General features: G+C 41.0%; 13 protein-coding genes. 9 read left to right on the top strand and 4 right to left on the bottom strand.

All coding sequences use genetic code 11. The features are described from left to right. Nucleotides 1–18: 18 nt before the first annotated feature. The 3 genes from astD to AN393_RS01385 are packed head-to-tail and all read right to left on the bottom strand — an operon-like array spanning nt 19 to nt 3,778. Nucleotides 19–1,485: a succinylglutamate-semialdehyde dehydrogenase gene (gene astD, locus AN393_RS01395; protein WP_055013700.1), complete on the bottom strand. Its 1,467-nt coding sequence runs from the start codon at nt 1,483–1,485 to the stop codon at nt 19–21. 7 nt (nt 1,486–1,492) lie between these two features. After that, a complete protein-coding gene (gene astA / locus AN393_RS01390) occupies nt 1,493–2,527 on the bottom strand; it encodes an arginine N-succinyltransferase (RefSeq protein WP_055013699.1) in 1,035 nt (344 codons plus the stop codon). 45 nt (nt 2,528–2,572) lie between these two features. Continuing rightward, nucleotides 2,573–3,778: an aspartate aminotransferase family protein gene (locus tag AN393_RS01385; RefSeq protein WP_055017123.1), complete on the bottom strand. Its 1,206-nt coding sequence runs from the start codon at nt 3,776–3,778 to the stop codon at nt 2,573–2,575. Between the two features lie 182 nt (nt 3,779–3,960). Here AN393_RS01385 and AN393_RS01380 point away from each other — a divergent pair, with 182 nt between their 5' ends. Both AN393_RS01380 and AN393_RS01375 read left to right on the top strand, forming a co-directional pair. Continuing rightward, complete coding sequence (locus AN393_RS01380) at nt 3,961–4,389, top strand: Lrp/AsnC family transcriptional regulator (protein WP_055013697.1); 429 nt, start codon at nt 3,961–3,963, stop codon at nt 4,387–4,389. A gap of 126 nt (nt 4,390–4,515) precedes the next feature. Then, nucleotides 4,516–5,688: a cellulose-binding family II protein gene (locus AN393_RS01375; protein ID WP_055013696.1), complete on the top strand. Its 1,173-nt coding sequence runs from the start codon at nt 4,516–4,518 to the stop codon at nt 5,686–5,688. A 56-nt stretch (nt 5,689–5,744) separates the two neighbouring features. Here the strand turns inward: AN393_RS01375 and AN393_RS01370 are convergent, their stop codons facing one another. Then, nucleotides 5,745–6,683, bottom strand: coding sequence for a hypothetical protein (locus tag AN393_RS01370; protein ID WP_055013695.1), 939 nt, complete (start codon nt 6,681–6,683; stop codon nt 5,745–5,747). A 374-nt stretch (nt 6,684–7,057) separates the two neighbouring features. On the opposite strand from AN393_RS01370, the gene AN393_RS01365 reads away from it, so the two are divergent. Genes AN393_RS01365 through AN393_RS01335 form a run of 7 tightly spaced genes read left to right on the top strand, consistent with a single transcriptional unit; the run spans nt 7,058 to nt 19,058 of the window. Further along, nucleotides 7,058–7,360, top strand: coding sequence for an isoamylase early set domain-containing protein (locus tag AN393_RS01365; RefSeq protein ID WP_055013694.1), 303 nt, complete (start codon nt 7,058–7,060; stop codon nt 7,358–7,360). Nucleotides 7,361–7,369: 9 nt separating this feature from the next. After that, a complete protein-coding gene (malQ, locus tag AN393_RS01360) occupies nt 7,370–9,367 on the top strand; it encodes a 4-alpha-glucanotransferase (protein WP_055017122.1) in 1,998 nt (665 codons plus the stop codon). After that, a complete protein-coding gene (gene glgB, locus AN393_RS01355; protein ID WP_055013692.1) occupies nt 9,360–11,579 on the top strand; it encodes a 1,4-alpha-glucan branching protein GlgB in 2,220 nt (739 codons plus the stop codon). The genes malQ and glgB overlap by 8 nt, the downstream gene beginning before the upstream one ends. Next, on the top strand, nt 11,572–13,635 hold the full coding sequence (gene glgX / locus AN393_RS01350) for a glycogen debranching protein GlgX (protein WP_055013691.1): 2,064 nt from the start codon (nt 11,572–11,574) through the stop codon (nt 13,633–13,635). The genes glgB and glgX overlap by 8 nt, the downstream gene beginning before the upstream one ends. After that, nucleotides 13,628–16,165 (top strand): glycogen/starch/alpha-glucan phosphorylase, encoded by a 2,538-nt coding sequence (locus AN393_RS01345; RefSeq protein ID WP_055013690.1) that lies wholly within the window; start codon nt 13,628–13,630, stop codon nt 16,163–16,165. Before glgX ends, AN393_RS01345 begins: the two co-directional genes overlap by 8 nt. Before the next feature lie 14 nt (nt 16,166–16,179). Then, a complete protein-coding gene (gene glgC / locus AN393_RS01340) occupies nt 16,180–17,481 on the top strand; it encodes a glucose-1-phosphate adenylyltransferase (protein WP_055013689.1) in 1,302 nt (433 codons plus the stop codon). Between the two features lie 41 nt (nt 17,482–17,522). Beyond that, the gene (locus tag AN393_RS01335; protein ID WP_055017121.1) at nt 17,523–19,058 is read left to right on the top strand and encodes a glycogen synthase; all 1,536 of its coding nucleotides are present in this window, start codon (nt 17,523–17,525) and stop codon (nt 19,056–19,058) included. The last annotated feature ends 59 nt before the right edge of the window (nt 19,059–19,117 follow it).

Genomic DNA, 19,117 nt, shown 5'->3' with positions numbered 1-19,117 from the left:
TTAAATTGGGTTATTCACTTATTCAATTACTAAGCCTGGCGCTAAAGTTTGTGGCAGGTTTACCTTATCGGCTTCAACTGATGCGACAGGGTAAGCGCAGTAATCAGCAGCATAATACGCACTTGCTCTGTGGTTACCACTTGCGCCAATGCCGCCAAACGGTGCAGCACTAGAAGCACCCGTAATAGGGCGGTTCCAATTGACAATGCCGGCACGAATGCGCTTTAAAAAGTAGTTGTAATCATCTTCGTTATCGCCAAGTAAGCCTGCAGATAAACCAAAGCTGGTATTATTAGCCTCTGCTATTGCGCTGTCAAAATCGTTGTAGCGGTACACTTTTATAAGCGGGCCAAAGTGTTCTTCATCGACCATGTTGGTGATGTTAGTTACATCAATAATACCTGGGCTTACAAACCCTGTGCCTGCTTTAAGCTGCTTAAGCTCAACAAGTATCTCAGCGCCTTGTTTAACTAGGTCAGCCTGCGCTGCAACCATACCCAGTGCGGCTTTTTCACTGATCATGGCACCCATAAATGGCTGGTCAGTTGCAAAACTGTCATCAACAACAATGTTTTTTGTTGCGCTAATAAGTTTTTCTAAAATAGCATCGCCATTGGTTGAATTCTCAATAAACACGCGGCGCGCACAGGTACAGCGCTGGCCAGAAGTAATAAAGCCCGATTGAATAATATCGTGAGCTGCAGCGCTTACATCGGCTACATCTTTAATTATTAATGGGTTATTACCGCCCATTTCAAGCGCTAATATTTTACCTGGGTGACCTGCAAACTGTTTATGTAATAAATGACCTGTGTTAGAGCTGCCAGTAAAAAATAAGCCGTCTATGTTTTGATGCGAAGCAAGTGCTTTACCTGTTTCTATTTCACCTTGCACTAAATTAATAACACCTTCTGGTAAACCCGCTTTTAACCAAAGTGATAAAGTAAATTCAGCAACGTGAGGGGTTAACTCAGACGGTTTAAATACCACGGTGTTACCCGCTAAAATAGCCGGAACTATATGGCCATTAGGTAAATGTCCAGGAAAGTTATATGGCCCAAATATAGCCACAACGCCGTGTGGTTTATGGCGTATAAAGGCTTTAGCTCCGGGCATTGGGTTTTCTGTTGTACCGGTGCGCTCATTATAGGCTTTGATTGAAATGGCTACTTTACCAGTCATAGCGCCTATTTCTGTGCGTGTTTCCCAAAGTGGCTTGCCGGTTTCGCGCGCTATAATGGCTGCAAATTCTTCGCTATGTTCTTTTAACTGTGCGACAAAGTTTTCAAGTATGGTTATGCGCGACTCAATTGGTGTATCTGCCCATTGTATTTGTGCGGCTCTAGCTGCATTGATTGCAGTATCTACTTGATCTGCGGTTGCGCCATTACCTTGCCATACAACTTCGCCGTTACTTGGGTTAACAGAGCTAAAAGCGGGGCCTTGGCCTGTATGCCATTGGTTATTTATAAGATGTGTGTTCATATATGTTTTACAGGCGGAAAAAACGCGCTGCATCTCCTTGGGATAAATTAAGGGCATTAGCCACTTCTTGGCTTATTACTAAGGTGTGTTTAGCGTGGTTATAGTGGGCGTGCTGGGTAAAGGTAGCTCTGAATCCACTTACGCCTTGGTTGCAAACGGCAAGTGTATCTGAGCTGTGTTGGCTAATATGCTCGAGCTCACCAATTGTAATAGGGCATACTTGAGATTCACGAATGCTACGAATATTACCAAGCTTTGCCTCTACGGTTGGCCCTGCATCGAATAAATCAACATAGCCACGATGCTCAAATCCCTCTTTTTCAAGCAGCTTGAGTGCGGGTTTAGTTTTTTCATGCACGTTACCAATTACCGCTTGAGCTTTGTTACTTAATAAATTGACGTAAATAGGGTATTTAGGCATTAGCTCACTAATAAATACCTTATCGCCAAGCCCCACTAAGTGATCAGCTTGTGGAAATTCAATACTAAAAAAGTGCTCTTGCAACCACTGCCAAAACGGTGAATGGCCGTCTTCGTCACTTACACCGCGCATTTCAGCAATCACGGTATCGGCAAAGCGTTCGCTGTGCTGCGCCATAAATAAAAAGCGTGAGCGAGATAAAAAGCGGCCCGTTAACCCTTTTCGGCTGTTTTCGCGTAAAAACAAAGTACATATTTCAGAGCATCCGGTGTAATCGTTGCACATGCTTAAAATATCAACGGTGTTATAAACATTCAGTGTAGGCGAGTGGTGTACTGTTTTACCTAAATGATAATGATACAGCGGCACCGATAAGCCCACTGCGGCTTCTATGGCGGTTGTGCCTATGACCTCACCTGTTTCACTGTCTTCTAGAACAAATAGGTAGCTTTCATCAAGTGGTTGATTGATATTTTTTGCAAAGCTTTTTTCTGCGCGCGCTATTTTATCATTTAATAACTGGTCATCGACAGGTAGTGAGGTAAACCCATGGCCTGATTCAATTGCAATCTGCTTAAGTGCAGCAAAGTCTTTTGTTGTAATAGGACGTAATACTTGCATTTATTACTTTCTCCAACAGCGCGCCTTGCGGCGCGCCTATGTAAATTAGCCGTTTACTACGTCGCTTACTGCTTTTTCAAAGCGTGCTAGGCCTTCTTTAATATCTTCAACTGGAATAACTAAAGATGGGGTAAAACGAATCACGTTCATGCCAGCTACTAGATTCATTAAGCCATTGTTAGTACTAGCAACTAAAAAGTCACGGGCACGGCCTTCAAACTTATCGTTTAATACCGCACCAATAAGTAAACCTTTACCACGTACTTCACTGAATACGTTGTATTTTTCGTTAATAGCGTTTAAACCATCGCGGAATAACTGCTCGCGCTCTTTAACGCCATTTAATACATCAGGTGTGTTTACTGTATCAAAGGGAGCTTCTGCTACTGCACAGGCAAGTGGGTTACCACCATACGTAGAGCCATGAGTACCTACTTTTAAGTGCTCTGCGATATGAGTACGCGTGATCATAGCGCCAATTGGAAAACCACCGCCTAACGCTTTAGCCGTAGTTAAAATATCAGGCACTACGCCTAAGCCTTCGTATGCGTATAAATCACCCGTGCGGCCAACGCCTGTTTGCACTTCATCAAAAATAAGCAGTGCATTGTGCTTAGTACATAACTCGCGTACTTTTTTAGCAAATTCATCTGTTGGTGAAATAATACCGCCTTCACCTTGTAGGGGCTCCATCATTACGGCACATGTTTTATCACTAATAAGTGCTTCAAATGCTGCAATATCGTTGTAATCACAATGCATAATGTCGCCAGGTTTAGGGCCAAAGCCATCAGAGTAAGCTGCTTGTCCGCCCACTGTTACGGTAAAAAATGTGCGGCCGTGAAAGCCTTTGTTAAACGCAATGATTTGTGATTTTTCTTCGCCGTGTTCGTCTAGTGCAAACCGACGAGCAAGCTTAAGAGCCGCTTCGTTGGCTTCTGCACCTGAGTTTGCAAAGTACACTTTGTCTGCAAACGTCGCTTCAACCATTTTTTGTGCTAAACGCAGGGCAGGCTCGTTAGTCATTACATTTGATAAGTGCCAAATTTTCTCGCCTTGCTCTTTTAATGCAGACACAAGCGCTGGGTGACAGTGGCCTAAACAATTAACGGCAATACCGCCTGCAAAATCAATAAACTCATTGTTATTTTGATCCCACACACGTGACCCTTCGCCGCGCACAGGAATAACTGCCGACGGATTGTAGTTTGGCACCATTACATCGTTAAATAAGTCTCTTGTTACTTGCATTATGTACACCTAAAAATTGTAAAAATTGAATAAAGATTAGCAAAATAAAAACGTTAGCGTTTTCTCAGCTAGGTAATTTTTGTTATTGATGGTTATTATCGAAGGTTATAGGTTAAATTTGCAGTGCTATTTTGTGAAAATTGATTACAATAAAAGTCAAAATAACGAAATTAATAAGCAATATGATAACTTCACAAGACGAAAAGCTACTTTCAATTTTAAAAAAAAATGCAAGAGCCAGTATTTCTGACTTAGCACGCATGCTTAATTTATCACGCTCTACCGTGCAAAGCAGAATGTTAAAGCTTGAGGAAACAGGTGTAATAAAAGGATATAGCGTTGACTACGGTGAAGACTATTTAAGCAGTATGGTGTCGGCTCATGTATCTATTAAGGTGATGCAAAAACTCACCACTAAAACTAACTTAGAGCTTAAACAAATTGATGCGATTTCTCAGCTTTATGCAATAAGCGGCGAGTTCGATTTAATTGCCGTTGTACAAGCGCAAAATTTAGAGAAGTTAAGTCACTTACTCGATGATATAGGTAATTTAGACGGGGTAGAGCGCACAACATCGTCAGTGATTTTAGAAACAAAATTTAAGCGTTAAAGTTTTGATTTATTTAGTCTTCAGGTTACCTGCTGATTTAACTATATTTAATTTTAACTCAGTTAGGTATTTTTTCGAAGCCTTACTATACTTGGTGTAATTAACATAATTATTTAGCAATGGATTATGCCCACAACGTTATTTTTTGCACTTTTGACTTTAGCTGAACCGTTAAAGTTTGGTACCAATGTATCGCTTACAACACCCGATAATGCGGTTGAACAAGTAGAGTGTATTTTACATAACATGAATATGCCTTTTGAATTGCAATCTCTGCCTTGGCTTAGAGCACGCAGGGAGGTAAAGTTAGGGCGATTAGATGGGTATTTTACAACGCACTTAACTTCTGAAATGAGCCAGTATGGTAAGTTGTCATCACCTATTTATTTAGAAAATTGGTACTGGTTTACTCACCCTGAAAGCGTAAATAAAGATCCCAAAAAACTACGTTATGGTGTAGTACATGGAAGCTATCAAGCTAATTGGTTTAAAACACAAAATATAACCTCACTACTTGAAGTAAATTCGTTAGAGGAAATAGTGAATGTGCTTCATCATCATCGAGTAGATAAAGTATTACTTGATTTAGATGATTTTAACAATGCCGCTGATAACTTAGGTATTGATGCCTCTGTGTATCAACGTTCGTTTTATCGCTATGTGCCGCTAGGTGTATTTGCCGCAAATAAGCTTATAAATACGCATGCTTCTTTTTTAGAAAAATTCGATGAAACAATACCTCAGTGTGCACCAGCGCCTTTTTACTTATCACAGGCTGAACAGGTTCAAATACTAAATAAACTATTAGATTCCATCAATACACTGCTATTAGAGCCAATAATTAGCGATGCAGTTGAACAAAGCAACCATATTAATTTGTCTAATCAAGAGCTTGAAAAAACCGATGACCTTTGGGTTAAAGAAGTAAAAACACATCAACATGGCATAGCTAAAAAAATGCTAGTAACTGACGCGTCATTATTTTTACAACAATGGCAAATGCAGTTCAATGGTATAGTGACAGAAACCATAGTGACAGATAAGCAAGGTAAAAATGCGGCAATAAGCAAAGCCACCAGTGATTATTGGCAAGGTGATGAGAAGGAATTTAGTCTCCTATACCAGCAGGATTTAGATTATCGCTTTGATAGTGTTGAGTACGATGCATCAACACATCATTTTCAGGTGCACTTGAGTTTACCGATAAAAAATACAAAAGGTGAACATATTGGCGTTATTATTTTGGGTGTTGATGTAGAAAAAGCACTGCACTCATTTAATAATAACGTATTAAATTAAACCTTAAACAGTACCTTATTAAACACCCCATGATATGTTTAATAAGGTATTCATGGCTATTGAGCTACTATAGATATTGGCTTGGTGACTTGTTTGATAATGGTTTTTTCTGCTTCATCTAGTTTAATAACGTAAGCATTTCCTCCCACAAGCCCTTTAAATTCCTCATCAGTAAATATAAGGGTATTATCGTCATAAAAGGTAATCGCTTCTTTTTGCGTAACAATACCTAAATCGATTCGAGATACATCCCCAGAAAAAAATTTGTCGCCTTTAAAATTTTCGAATAGCCAAATACTGGTAGAATCCAGAAGTACTAGTTTAGTCCTGTCTGGGCTAAGCGCAGCGGAGGTTATCCAGCATAGCTTTTCAAGAGTTGTACATGTTTTAAATGAATCAATTAACTGCGCATCAAAATTAGCTGCATGATCGCCTACTTTATAAACATTGGTAATCCCATCGAAAGGTTCGGTTCTGTTTTTGGTAAATAAATATAAATGGCGTTTGTACTCTACAAAGGCCTCTAAATCAAAGTTGCGTTTATTAGGTGTAATAGGCGTGCCGTCCATTTCTGGGTAGGTAAATTTGATAATTTCGGCTTCGGTGGTCTGTGTTTTTATATCAATAGGGTTTTCTATTTTATAAATAGTTAACCATTTCCTATCGTTTTTATTATTGCCAAAATCACCTAAGAAAAAATGACCAAATTTATTTTGCGTCATGTCCTCCCAATCAATATTTTTAGCATTAGTGACAAGGATTTCTTTTTCAATAGCGCCATCTTGACCTAGACGATAAAGTTTTGGGTCGTCGCCGCCATCATTAATCGCCCACAAACGCTTTTTTTTATCAAACTCTATGCCTGAAATTTCTTTTAATTTTGGGTCAACTGATAATTGCTTTTTACTATAAAGCGTATATGCAGAAAGGCTTACAAAGGAGGCTAATGCAATAAATACAACTACGGTAGTAAATAGAATGCTTTTTTTCAACATGAAATTTATGGTATTTCAGAGACATAAGATGCTGTGTATTATTACTTAAGGACAGTGACAACGAAAGAAATTTATAGGTTGGTGTGGGCCTTTGTGTCATTTTTTTGCTAACACCTCCTTATATTTAAAATGATTAAGTTGGTTTAATACTTGCTGTACTTTATTTACTCATTAAAAAGCCAGGTTTATTAGCCTAACCGCACTTTTTTTGTGCGGTTTAAAAACTTTTTTGCACTGTAATAATGCGTAAATAAAAGTTTGATTAAATTACCTGTGTTTGATGTTGTTTAAAAGCACCCACATCGCCTTTTGAAGTGTTGTATCGGCCCTGTGGCAAAGATTAAGTACCCATTTTGGATTAGTTGGAGCCTACTATGTTGAATAAACGTTTTTTTAAAACTAAAGATGAAGCAGAAGTTACCTTTGAGTTTACCCACCCAGATGCAGAGCAAGTAAGTTTACTAGGCGAATTTACCGATTGGCAGCCAGTGCCTATGAAATTTAATAAAAAAGACGGGGTCTTTAAATATAAGCAGCGTTTGCCCGTTGATCAGCAGTTTCATTTTCGTTATTTAATTAATGGCGATACTTGGGATAACGACCACCAAGCAGATGACTACCTACCTAATACATTTGGCACAGAAAATAGCATAGTGAACACTCAACGCATAAATTAAGGCGAGTAAATGGACGCACTTTCGCAGTTGTTTTATCTGCACGGTATTGGTTATGAATTTACTAAATACACGGGTGAGCAGGTTATATTTAGCGAAGACACGCGCATACGTGCCTTACAGTGTTGTGGTATAAATACTGATGATGAACACCATATTGCACAGCTTAATTACCAATTGGATGTGGCGCCTTGGCTTGAGTTAGCACCCGATACTAGCTTAGTGAATTTAACTGATAATCTTTTTTATATTCGCATAGATGAGCGCCAACTTGATTTACCTGTTGTTATAACGCTGCCAAAATTAAATGTAACTTATGAGCGCACTAACTTACATAATTTAACCATTACCGGCGATTATTATGCACATGGCGTACGTTATATTGAAGTGGCAGTGCCTTTAGGAGCTATACCGGTAGGTTATCATCAGGCGCTTGTTAGTGTTGGAGCGCAAAGCAAAGAGATTCAATTGTGGGCTACCCCAGAAAAAGTTTTTCAAGTAGATGACACTAAGCGCACTGGGCTTTCGCTGCAGTTATACACAGTTAAAAACAAAGCAGGCCTTGGCGTAGGGGATTTTAATGATTTACTAGCGCTATGTGATTTATGTGCACAGCATCACATGGACTACATATTACTCAACCCACTACACTTGCTATTTGCACAGCAAAGTGAGCGGGCCAGCCCTTATAGCCCTAATAGCCGTGCGTTATTAAATCCTCTGTATATTTCTGTTGAACTATCAGCTGATAGTAAAAATAATCCGCAGTTGAATGCTTTATTACACAGTGATGAGGTAAAAGCGCTTTTAAACAGCAATCAGCAGTTTATAAATTATGAAAAAGTAAGCACAGTTAAATATGCATTATTTAATGCGCTATTTAGTCATTTTGAAGCACATGCCAGTGCTTCGCGGCGCGATGAGTTTGCACAGTTTTGCAAACAAAACGCCCAGACCTTAACTACGCTCAATTCAGCCAATCCTACCTTTGATTACTACTTACAATGGCAGGCTAAACTACAATTAAGGCATTGCCAGCAGCACTGTTTAAGTAAAGGCATGGCAATAGGTTTAATTAATGACCTTGCTGTTGGCTGTGCAGGAGATGGTATTGAGTATCAATCACAGCAATCACTTTTTAGCGATAATGCTAATGTTGGCGCTCCCCCAGACCCTTGGGCAGAAGCAGGGCAAAATTGGGGGCTGCCTGCGCTTAACCCACAACAATTAAAAAATGATCACTTTGCGTTTTATCGCTCACTTATTCGCGCAAACATGCAAGGCGTTGGCGGTTTGCGAATTGATCACGTTATGGCACTCAGGCGTTTATGGTGGTGTTTTGAAAATAACCACGCACAAGATGGTTGTTATGTTTATTACCCTTTCGAGCACTTATTGGCTATTTTAAAAATAGAGTCTCACCTTAATCAGTGCATAGTAATAGGAGAAGATTTAGGCATAGTCCCACCCGAGGTTAAACACGCACTTGCAACAAGCGGTATTTATTCAAATAGCTTATTTTATTTTGAAAAACAACATGATGGTGAGTTTTTGCCATTAGAGCAATTACCTAAGCATTGTTTAATTATGATAGCCAATCATGACGTTCCGCCATTTTGCGGCTGGTGGCAAACAGATGATTTAGATATTAAACGCCAGTATCAACTTATTGATGAGCAGCAGTACCAACAACAATTGCAAGAACGACACCATGAAAAACAGCGCTTACTTCGTTTTATACGATTACATAGCATAGAGCAACTTAACGAATCTAGCGATGCTATGTGTGTGTATGGTGAACTAGCTAAAGCACTTGCACATAGTGATAGCCGTTTATTTGCACTTCAGCTTGATGATTTAGATAAACAAACGTATCCGGTGAATATACCCGGTACTGATACCGAATACCCAAATTGGCGCCGTGTTTTAACGCACTCATGTGACGACATTTTTAAACATAATGCCAGTACCTTGGCTGCTGTTAATTCAATAAGGAAAGAATATGAGTAGTACTGCACCAAAGGATTCATTACAAACCCGTTACGACGAGCAGGTTAGGGCACTCCAAGGCGGCAGGTTCAAAGACCCTTTTAGTTTTTTAGGGGCGCATGCTTATAAAAATGGTTACGAAATACGCGTGTATTTACCCGCAGCGAAAAGTGTAAGTATTTTTATTAATGATAAAAAAGTTATTGCAAAGCGTTACAACCACAGCGATTTATTTATAGCAACAAGCAACGAAATGCCCGCGCAGCCTTATAAGTGTAACGTTGAATATGAAAATTCAACACTATGTTTTTACGATGAATATAGCTTTGCAAGCAGCCTAGATACGGATGCAATGTACTTATTTAACGAAGGCAGTTTAGAGCATGCATATAAACATTTAGGTGCACACTTTATTAACCAACAAGGGGTTGATGGAGTGCGTTTTTGTGTGTGGGCGCCTAATGCAGCCAGTGTATCTGTTATTGGGGAATTTAACCTTTGGCAAGCTAATCGTCACTATATGCGTTTTCATCCTGCGTGTGGTGTGTGGGAGATTTTTATCGCAGGGCTTCAGCCCGATACATGTTATAAATTTTCTATTGTGACACAGCAAGGCGATGTACTTGAAAAAGCAGATCCGTTTGCCTTTAAAATGCAACAAGCACCAGGCACGGCCAGTGTGTTACAACAGCAAGCGGCGGCTATTATGCTGAGCGATAGCGAGCTTAAAAATCGTCAAAAGCGTAACCATATAGACGCGCCCATAAGTATTTACGAAGTGCACTTAGGCTCATGGCAAAGGGCTGAAGAAAACCGCTATTTAAGCTATAGCGAGCTTGCCGACAAATTGGTTAATTACACGCTTGAAATGGGCTTTACGCATATTCAATTAATGCCAATAAGTGAATACCCATTTGATGGCTCGTGGGGTTATCAGCCGGTGGGGTTATTTGCACCAACTAGTCGCTTTGGTGATTACAGCAGTTTTAAATACTTTGTTCAGCAGTGCCACAAAGCAAACTTAGGTGTGCTACTTGATTGGGTGCCTGGGCATTTTCCTAGTGATCCGCATGGATTACATCACTTTGATGGCACGCATTTATTTGAACATGCCGATATTCGACAGGGCTTTCATCCCGATTGGAATACCTATATTTATAATTACGACCGCCCGGAGGTGAAAAGCTTTTTAATCTCTAATGCGATGTATTGGCTAGAGCAATTTGGCCTTGATGGACTGCGCGTAGATGCGGTGGCTTCCATGCTTTATTTAGACTACAGCCGCAAAGAAGGGCAATGGGTTGCTAATTGTTATGGTGGGCGAGAAAACTTAGGCGCTATTGAGTGCCTAAAGCAAGTAAATCTGCGCAGTTATAAAAATAATCCGGGTATTATGATGGTGGCTGAAGAGTCTACTGCATGGCCGGGCGTTACTCAAAGTGTTGATCACAATGGCTTAGGTTTTGGCTACAAATGGAATATGGGGTGGATGAACGACAGCCTGCATTACATGAAATATGACCCACTTTATAGGCAGCACCACCATCACGAAATGACGTTTTCTATGGTATACGCATTTAGCGAAAATTACATTTTACCGCTAAGCCATGATGAAGTCGTACATGGTAAAGGCTCTTTAATAGAAAAAATGCCCGGTGATGATTGGCAAAAATTTGCCAATTTGCGTGCGTATTATGCATTTATGTGGGCGCATCCAGGTAAAAAACTGCTGTTTATGGGCGGCGAAATAGCACAGCGAAAAGAGTGGGATCACAATCATTCTATTGATTGGCACTTGCTAGAGCATAAAAGCCACCGCGGTATGCAAAACACTGTACAAGCGCTCAATACTGTTTATGTAAAGTCACCTGCACTATATGAACTCGACTCAAGCCCTGCGGGTTTTGAATGGATAGATAATAACAATAACGCGCAAAGTATATTTAGTTTTGTACGTTATGCTAAAAATGCCCACGACTTTATTGTCGTAGTGGCAAACTTTACGCCTGTTTCTTACCAAGAGTATGAAATTGGGGTACCCGCAGCCGGTAAATACAAGGTTATTTTAAACACCGATGATGACGCTTTCTTTGGCTCAGGCATTAAAGCAACAGCAAACAACAACGATACGGTTAGTAGCTTTAAGGCAAGTGCTCATGGCTTTTCGCATAGTATTAAAATTGCAATGGGCGGGTTAACGACGATTTATTTACAAAAGGTTGAAGATGAGTAATCGATTTGAGGTTTCACATGGGCAACCACAGCCACTTGGCGCAACTATTTGCAGTGGCGGCGTTAACTTTAGCTTGTATGCGCCTAAAGCAACACAAGCTTATGTATGTTTATTTGATAAAAGTGGTCACTCTGAAATATTAAAAGTAACCATGCATATCAACGAAGGCGGTATATGGACAGCCCATGTTGTGCCTTTAGCCGAAGGCGCATTATATGGTTATCGCATTGAAGGTGAGTACAGTCCTGAAAAAGGCCTGTTGTTTAACGAGCACAAGTTGCTGATTGACCCTTATGCAAAAGATTTATTTGGCGAATTTACATGGAGTGAGCGCCATTATGGGCAAATGCCTATTGGCACTAAAAGCACCGTTAATAATGCCATTGATATACCTAAATCACGGGTTATTAATAGCCAGCCTTATAAACATAAAAAGCCAAACCATAGCTGGTCTAATACCGTTATTTATGAGTGCCACGTAAAAGGTGCCACGTGCCGGCACCCTAATATTCCTAAAAATTTGCAAGGCAAGTTTTTAGGTTTAAGCCACCCTAGCTTTATTGAGCATTTGCATAATTTAGGGGTTACTGCACTTGAGCTACTCCCTGTGCATGCCTTTATAAGTGAGCAGTTTTTAACGGCAAAAGGGCTGCAAAATTATTGGGGCTACAACACACTCAATTTTTTTACTCCCCATAAAGATTATTTAGTTGACGATGATATTAACGAATTTAAGCGCATGGTTAGCGAGCTTCATAAAGCGGATATAGAGGTTATTTTAGATGTGGTTTATAACCACACCGCAGAAGCGGGCGCCGATGGGCCGATTTTATCGCTCAGAGGACTAGATAACCTTGCTTATTATCGTACGGTTGCTGACAAGCCACAGGTGTATATAAACGATACAGGCTGTGGTAACACCATTAATATTGACCACCCTAAAACTTTAAAGCTGGTACTAGATAGCTTGCGTTATTGGGTACAAATAATGGGAGTCGACGGCTTTAGGTTTGATTTAGCTACTATTTTAGGCAGGAATGCCCATGGTTTTAATACCGCCCATGCGTTTTTTCAAGCAATTGAGCAAGACCCTGTATTAAGCCGTGTAAAGCTTATTAGTGAGCCCTGGGATATAGGGCCCGGTGGCTACCAACTTGGCGCATTTCCCTCCCCGTGGCGAGAGTGGAATGATCAGTACAGAGATGTAATACGCCGATTTTGGCAAAGCGAAGAAGGCGTTATAGCCAATGTGGCAAAGCGTATTCATGGCTCATTTGATATTTTTGAACACAGCCAGCGCGGGCCGCTTAATAGTATTAACTTTATTACCAGCCACGATGGTTTTACGCTTGCCGATTTAGTCAGTTATGAGCACAAACATAATGAAGCAAATGGTGAGCAAAATCGCGATGGCCATAGCGCTAATCATTCAACCAATTGTGGTGTTGAGGGATTTACTAATGATGCCAAAATTATTGCCTTAAGACTGCAACAACAAAAGAATTTTTTACTTACGCTAATACTCTCAAAAGGAGTACCTATGATTGCCTCAGGCAGTGAAATGGGCCACTCGCAGGGAGGTAATAATAATGCGTATTGTCAAAATAACCGCACCAGTTGGTTGGCATGGAAAGACTCGCAGCTAAATCACTCACTTACCCGTTTTATTGACGATGCACTAAAAATAAGGCGTGGTCACAGCGCGTTTAAACACAGTGTATTTTCAGAAGATATTGACGAGCGCTTTACAGTTAAATGGTTTACCGAGCAAGGCGTAAAAATGACTAACGAGCATTGGCATGAGCCACAGCGCCAGTTTTTAATGTATAGCTTGTTAGATAAGCAAAATAAATACGCCTTATTAATCATTTTAAATCCGAGTAAAAAAACAGTTTTTTGTAAGTTACCCCCATCGCCTATCGCGGCGCAATGGGAGATGGTTTTATCAAGTGTACATAACGCATCGCTAAGCAGTAAAGAGGATGCAATAGTCGAAATTTCAGCACAAAGCAGCTGGGTTTTTAGTGCAAATTTAGAGGACGAAGGTCATGTCTAAGCAAGACGAAAATGTGTGTGTGGTAAAAGGGTGGCAAGAAGGCCCTGTAATTGATGAAAGCACTTTAAAAGATGATTTAACTCGGCACTTTTATTACAGTTTAGGACGTGACAAAGTCGGTGAGTCGCAACTGTATTTATATCATGCGCTCGCGCTGACAATTAGAGATCGGCTTGTTGCTCGTTGCAGAGAAACCAAACAACAAATCAAGCAAGAAAAACGCCGCAAAACAGCTTACTTATCGTTAGAGTTTTTAATGGGTAGGGCACTTGGCAATGCCATTTTAAACTTAGATTTAGACGAGCAAGTCTCCAGTGCTCTACAAGAATATTGCACCACTATAGAAACTGTAGCCCAAGCAGAGCACGATGCAGGGCTAGGTAATGGTGGCCTTGGACGTTTAGCTGCCTGTTTTTTAGATAGCTGTGCAAGCCTTGCGCTTCCCGTGGTGGGTTACGGTATTCGCTACGAATACGGCATGTTTAACCAGTCATTAAAAAATGGCCATCAAGTTGAGCAACCCGATAACTGGCTTCGTGAGGGGCACCCGTGGGAGCTTGCCGCCCCTGAGCAATCACAACGAGTGAAGTTTTTCGGGCACGTACAAAGTTATACCGACAAACATGGGCGAGAACACCGCCAGTGGGTTGGTTGTCATGATGTTTTAGCCGTGCCCTATGATGTGCCTATCCCTGGTTATAAAAACGACATTGTTAATACGCTAAGGTTATGGAAATCAGAAGCGACCGACGAATTTAACTTAACCGAGTTTAATGCAGGGAGTTATTCAGAAGCGGTGGCGCAAAAAAACTTAGCAGAACAAATCACAATGGTGCTTTACCCAAATGACAGCAGTGAAAATGGTAAAGAGCTTAGGTTGCGCCAACAGTACTTTTTATCATCAGCGAGTATTCAAGATATTGTATCGCAATGGGTTGAGCAGTACGGCGAAGACTTTAGTGATTTTGCTACACATCATGTATTTCAATTAAATGATACCCACCCAAGTATTGCCGTGGCAGAGTTAATGCGCATTTTGGTTGATGACTACGAGCTTGATTGGGATAACGCGTGGGAAATTACAACCCGCACAATGGCATACACTAACCACACATTATTGCCAGAGGCATTAGAAAAATGGTCGGTGCCACTTTTTGCAAAACTATTGCCGCGAATTTTAGAAATTATTTATGAAATAAATGCCCGCTTTTTAGCCCAAGTGGCTCAGCATTGGCCTGGTGATGCAAGTAAACAGCGTGCGCTGTCGTTAATTGAAGAAGGCGACGTGCCGCAAATACGCATGGCATATTTAGCCATTGTGGGTAGCTATTCGGTAAATGGTGTGGCCGCACTACATACTCAACTTTTAAAAGAAGGCCTATTTAAAACCTTTTATGAGCTTTGGCCTAATAAGTTTAATAATAAAACCAATGGGGTTACGCCAAGGCGTTGGTTAGCACACTGCAACCCGGCCTTGAGCACGTTAATTACAGAAAAAATTGGCTCAAAATGGGTTAGCAATTTTGCAAATATTAGCCAATTACGTCGCTACTTCGACGACGGGGCGTTTCATCAGCAATGGCAAAATGTTAAACGCGAAAACAAACAACGCCTCGTCGATTTAGTGAAAGAGCGCTGTGGTGTTGATTTTGATGTAGAGATGATGTTTGACGTACAAGTTAAACGTATTCACGAATACAAACGCCAGCTATTAAATGTGCTGCATGTTATTCATTTATATGAGCGTATACGCCGTGGCGATACAACAAACTTAGTACCACGTTGTGTGCTGTTAGGAGGTAAAGCAGCGCCTGGTTATTACATGGCTAAAAAAATAATTAAGCTCATTAATAATGTCGCTGAGGTTATTAATAAAGACCCACTTGCAGCACCATACTTACGAGTTGCGTTTTTGCCAAATTATAATGTAACCGCAATGGAAACGATTTGCCCGGCAACTGATTTATCAGAGCAAGTCTCGACCGCAGGTAAAGAAGCATCAGGTACTGGTAACATGAAGTTTATGATGAATGGCGCGCTTACTATTGGTACGTTAGATGGGGCGAATATTGAAATTAGAGACGCTGTGGGCGCAGATAACTTCTTTTTGTTTGGTGCGCAGGCTCATGAAATAGATGATATTAAATCGCGCTACAACCCTTCTCATTTAATAGAGCAAAACAGCGACCTGAGCCATGTAATGCAGTTACTCGAAAGCGGGCAATTTAATCTGTTTGAGCCTAATTTATTTGACGACATTATTAATGCAATTAAAAGCCCTCACGATCCGTGGTTGGTTGCACATGACTTTGAAAGCTACGTGGCTGCGCAAAAGCAGGTAGAGGCTGCGTATCTTGACCAAACGCATTGGACGCAAATGAGTATTTTAAATACGGCCGCAAGTGGCATATTTTCAAGTGATAGAACCATAAGCCAATACAGTGAAGATATTTGGCACCTAACCCCCCTAACTATTAGTGAAACAGACTTACACGCAACTACGAGCCATGCCACTAAGAGCACAGACTAAACGGAGAGAGTATTATGCCTAGTTATGCAAATCGTTACATAAGTAGCTTAACCCGAGATACGTACGCGTTAATACTGGCTGGTGGACGCGGCTCACGCTTACACGAATTGACAGATTGGCGCGCGAAGCCCGCTGTTTATTTTGGTGGCAAGCACCGTATTATCGATTTTCCATTATCAAATTGTATTAATTCGGGTGTGAGACGTGTAGGCATCGCCACACAGTATAAATCACACTCTTTGATCCGCCATGTTAATCGCGCCTGGGGCCATTTTAAAAAGGAGCTGGGGGAGTCGGTTGAAATTTTACCCGCATCTCAGCGTAATGGTGATGAGTGGTATTGTGGGACTGCCGATGCGGTTTTTCAAAACATGGATATAATTCGCCACGAACTGCCAAAATATGTGATGATTTTGTCAGGCGATCACGTTTATCGAATGGATTACGGCGCCCTATTAGCTGAGCATGTGCAAAAAGGCGCCGACATGACTGTATGTTGTCTTGAAGTACCTGTTGAAGAGGCCGCAGACACCTTTGGGGTAATGACCGTTGATGAAAAAAATCGGGTATGCCGCTTTGATGAAAAACCTTCTATCCCCAGCTCTGTTCCTGGTAAGCCAGGAACCTGCTTAGCCTCTATGGGCAACTATGTGTTTAATACTGAGTTTTTATTTGAGCAGCTAAAAAAAGATGCTGAAAATGAAGGTTCTGGCCGCGATTTTGGGCACGATATTATTCCGGCCATTATAGAGGAGCACAGTGTGTATGCGTTTCCGTTTAGAGATCCCATGCAAGAAGGGCAACCTTATTGGCGCGATGTAGGAACGTTAGACTCGTTTTGGGAAGCCAATATGGAATTAGTAATGCCCGAGCCACAGCTAGATTTATACGATCCAACCTGGCCTATTTGGACCTACCAAGAGCAGTTGCCACCGGCTAAGTTTATTTTTGATGATGAAGATAGACGCGGTATGGCGGTAGACTCAACTGTATCAGGAGGGTGTATTGTATCGGGCTCAGTGGTTAGAAAATCACTGCTGTTTTCTAACGTGCATGTGCGCTCATTTTGTGAAATAGACCAATCGGTTATTTTACCTGGGGCTCTCATTAATCGTCATTGTAAAATTAAGCGAGCCATAATTGATCGAAGCTGTGAAATACCGGCAGGGCTTGAAATTGGCTACGATAGAAAAGCCGATGAAGAAAATGGCTTTAGGGTGTCTAAAAAAGGCATAGTGCTTGTGACCCGTGATATGCTCACTGAACTTGCTAAAAAGCTTGAGCGTCAAGCACACGAAAATAAAAAGTTCGCTTAAAATCGGATGCGAATAACAAAGGTTAAGGAAGTAGTAAATAAATGCATGTATTAATGGTTGCCGCAGAAAACGATGCTTTACCAAACGCTAAAGTGGGCGGGGTAGCAGATGTAGTCAGAGATGCCCCAAAAGCACTAGCCGCACAAGGCGTGAGCGTAGATGTTGTTATTCCTGATTATGGGTTTGAGCAACTGCAACGTGAATATATAGGTGATGTCACTGTTATATTTAGAGCGCAGCCACAGGTATTATCTGTATTTAAAATATGTGATGACAACACACACATTAATCAATTTGTTATTTCGCATACACTGTTTAGCCAATCGGGGTCGGTGTACTGCAATGACGAACCCGGGCGACCTTTTGCAACAGATGCAACCAAATATGCATTATTTAGTGCCGCAATATGTGAAGTGTTATTGCAGGGATTATTAAAGCGCCCTCAAGCACTGCATCTTCACGATTGGCACAGCGCCTGTGTTGCCGTGTTATTAAAATTTGATAAACGCTACGATACGCTTGCTAATTTGCACATTGCCTACACTGTTCATAATTTAGCACTGCAAGGGATCAGACCTTTTAAACACGATGACTCGAGTTTAGAGGCCTGGTTTCCTTCGTTAGGTTATAACGGGCAACATTTGTGCGACCCTCGTTACCCACACTGCTTTAACCCTATGCGCAGCGCTATAAATTTGGCTGATAAAGTGCATTTAGTCTCACCTAGTTACAGTACTGAGGTACTAAAGCCGAGTAATTATCAGCAAGGTTTTTTTGGTGGAGAAGGCTTAGAGCTTGATTTACAAAATCAATCGGCCCAAGGCAAGGTAGTGGGGATATTAAATGGCTGTGAATACCCTGAGCAAAGTCCTGAACAGGTTAGTTTATCGCTTTTGTATGAGCGTATTGAACATACCTTATTTAACTGGATGGTAAAACATGAACAGCTTGAAACGAGCTACTATATTGCGCATCAGCGCATGCTGCAGTTTAAAAACACGCCAATAGACGGGCCCCTTGTAACAAGTGTTGGCAGGCTGACCGAGCAAAAGGTGCTATTACTTTGTCAACAATACGGTAATGCATTAGCGCTTGATAAAGCGTGTGAAATAATTGACCGTTTTAATGGCCGTCTTATTATTTTAGGCTCTGGTGACAAAGCTCTTGAAAGTATTTTTACTAAGGCTATGGCACGCAATGCAAACTTACTGTTTTTAAAAGGATATGGCCAAGGTATTGGCGACAGCCTATATGAGCTTGGGGATTTATTTTTAATGCCAAGCTCGTTTGAACCTTGCGGAATTAGTCAAATGCTTGCTATGCGCGCAGGGCAACCTTGTTTAGTACACAGTGTTGGCGGTTTAAAAGACACCGTAAGCCACAAAAACAATGGCTTTGCGTTTTTTGGCGGCTCGTTGGATGAGCAAGTTGATGGGTTAATGACATGCTTAACTGAAACCCTTACGCTAAAACAGCAAAATCCTAAGCAATGGGAAAAAATTACAGCTAATGCTAAAGGAGCACGTTTTTCGTGGGAAACGGTCGCTGCTGATTATATTTCAAGCATGTATTGCTAAATCATTAAATTTAAATGCAACAGAAGTGACATTTTTACCTATTTAGGCTATTAATTACT

It is taken from the genome of Pseudoalteromonas sp. P1-25 (assembly GCF_001401805.1).
Taxonomy (GTDB): domain Bacteria; phylum Pseudomonadota; class Gammaproteobacteria; order Enterobacterales; family Alteromonadaceae; genus Pseudoalteromonas.
Note: the sequence above shows the minus strand (reverse complement) of the source record. Positions and strands in the feature narration are given on the sequence as shown.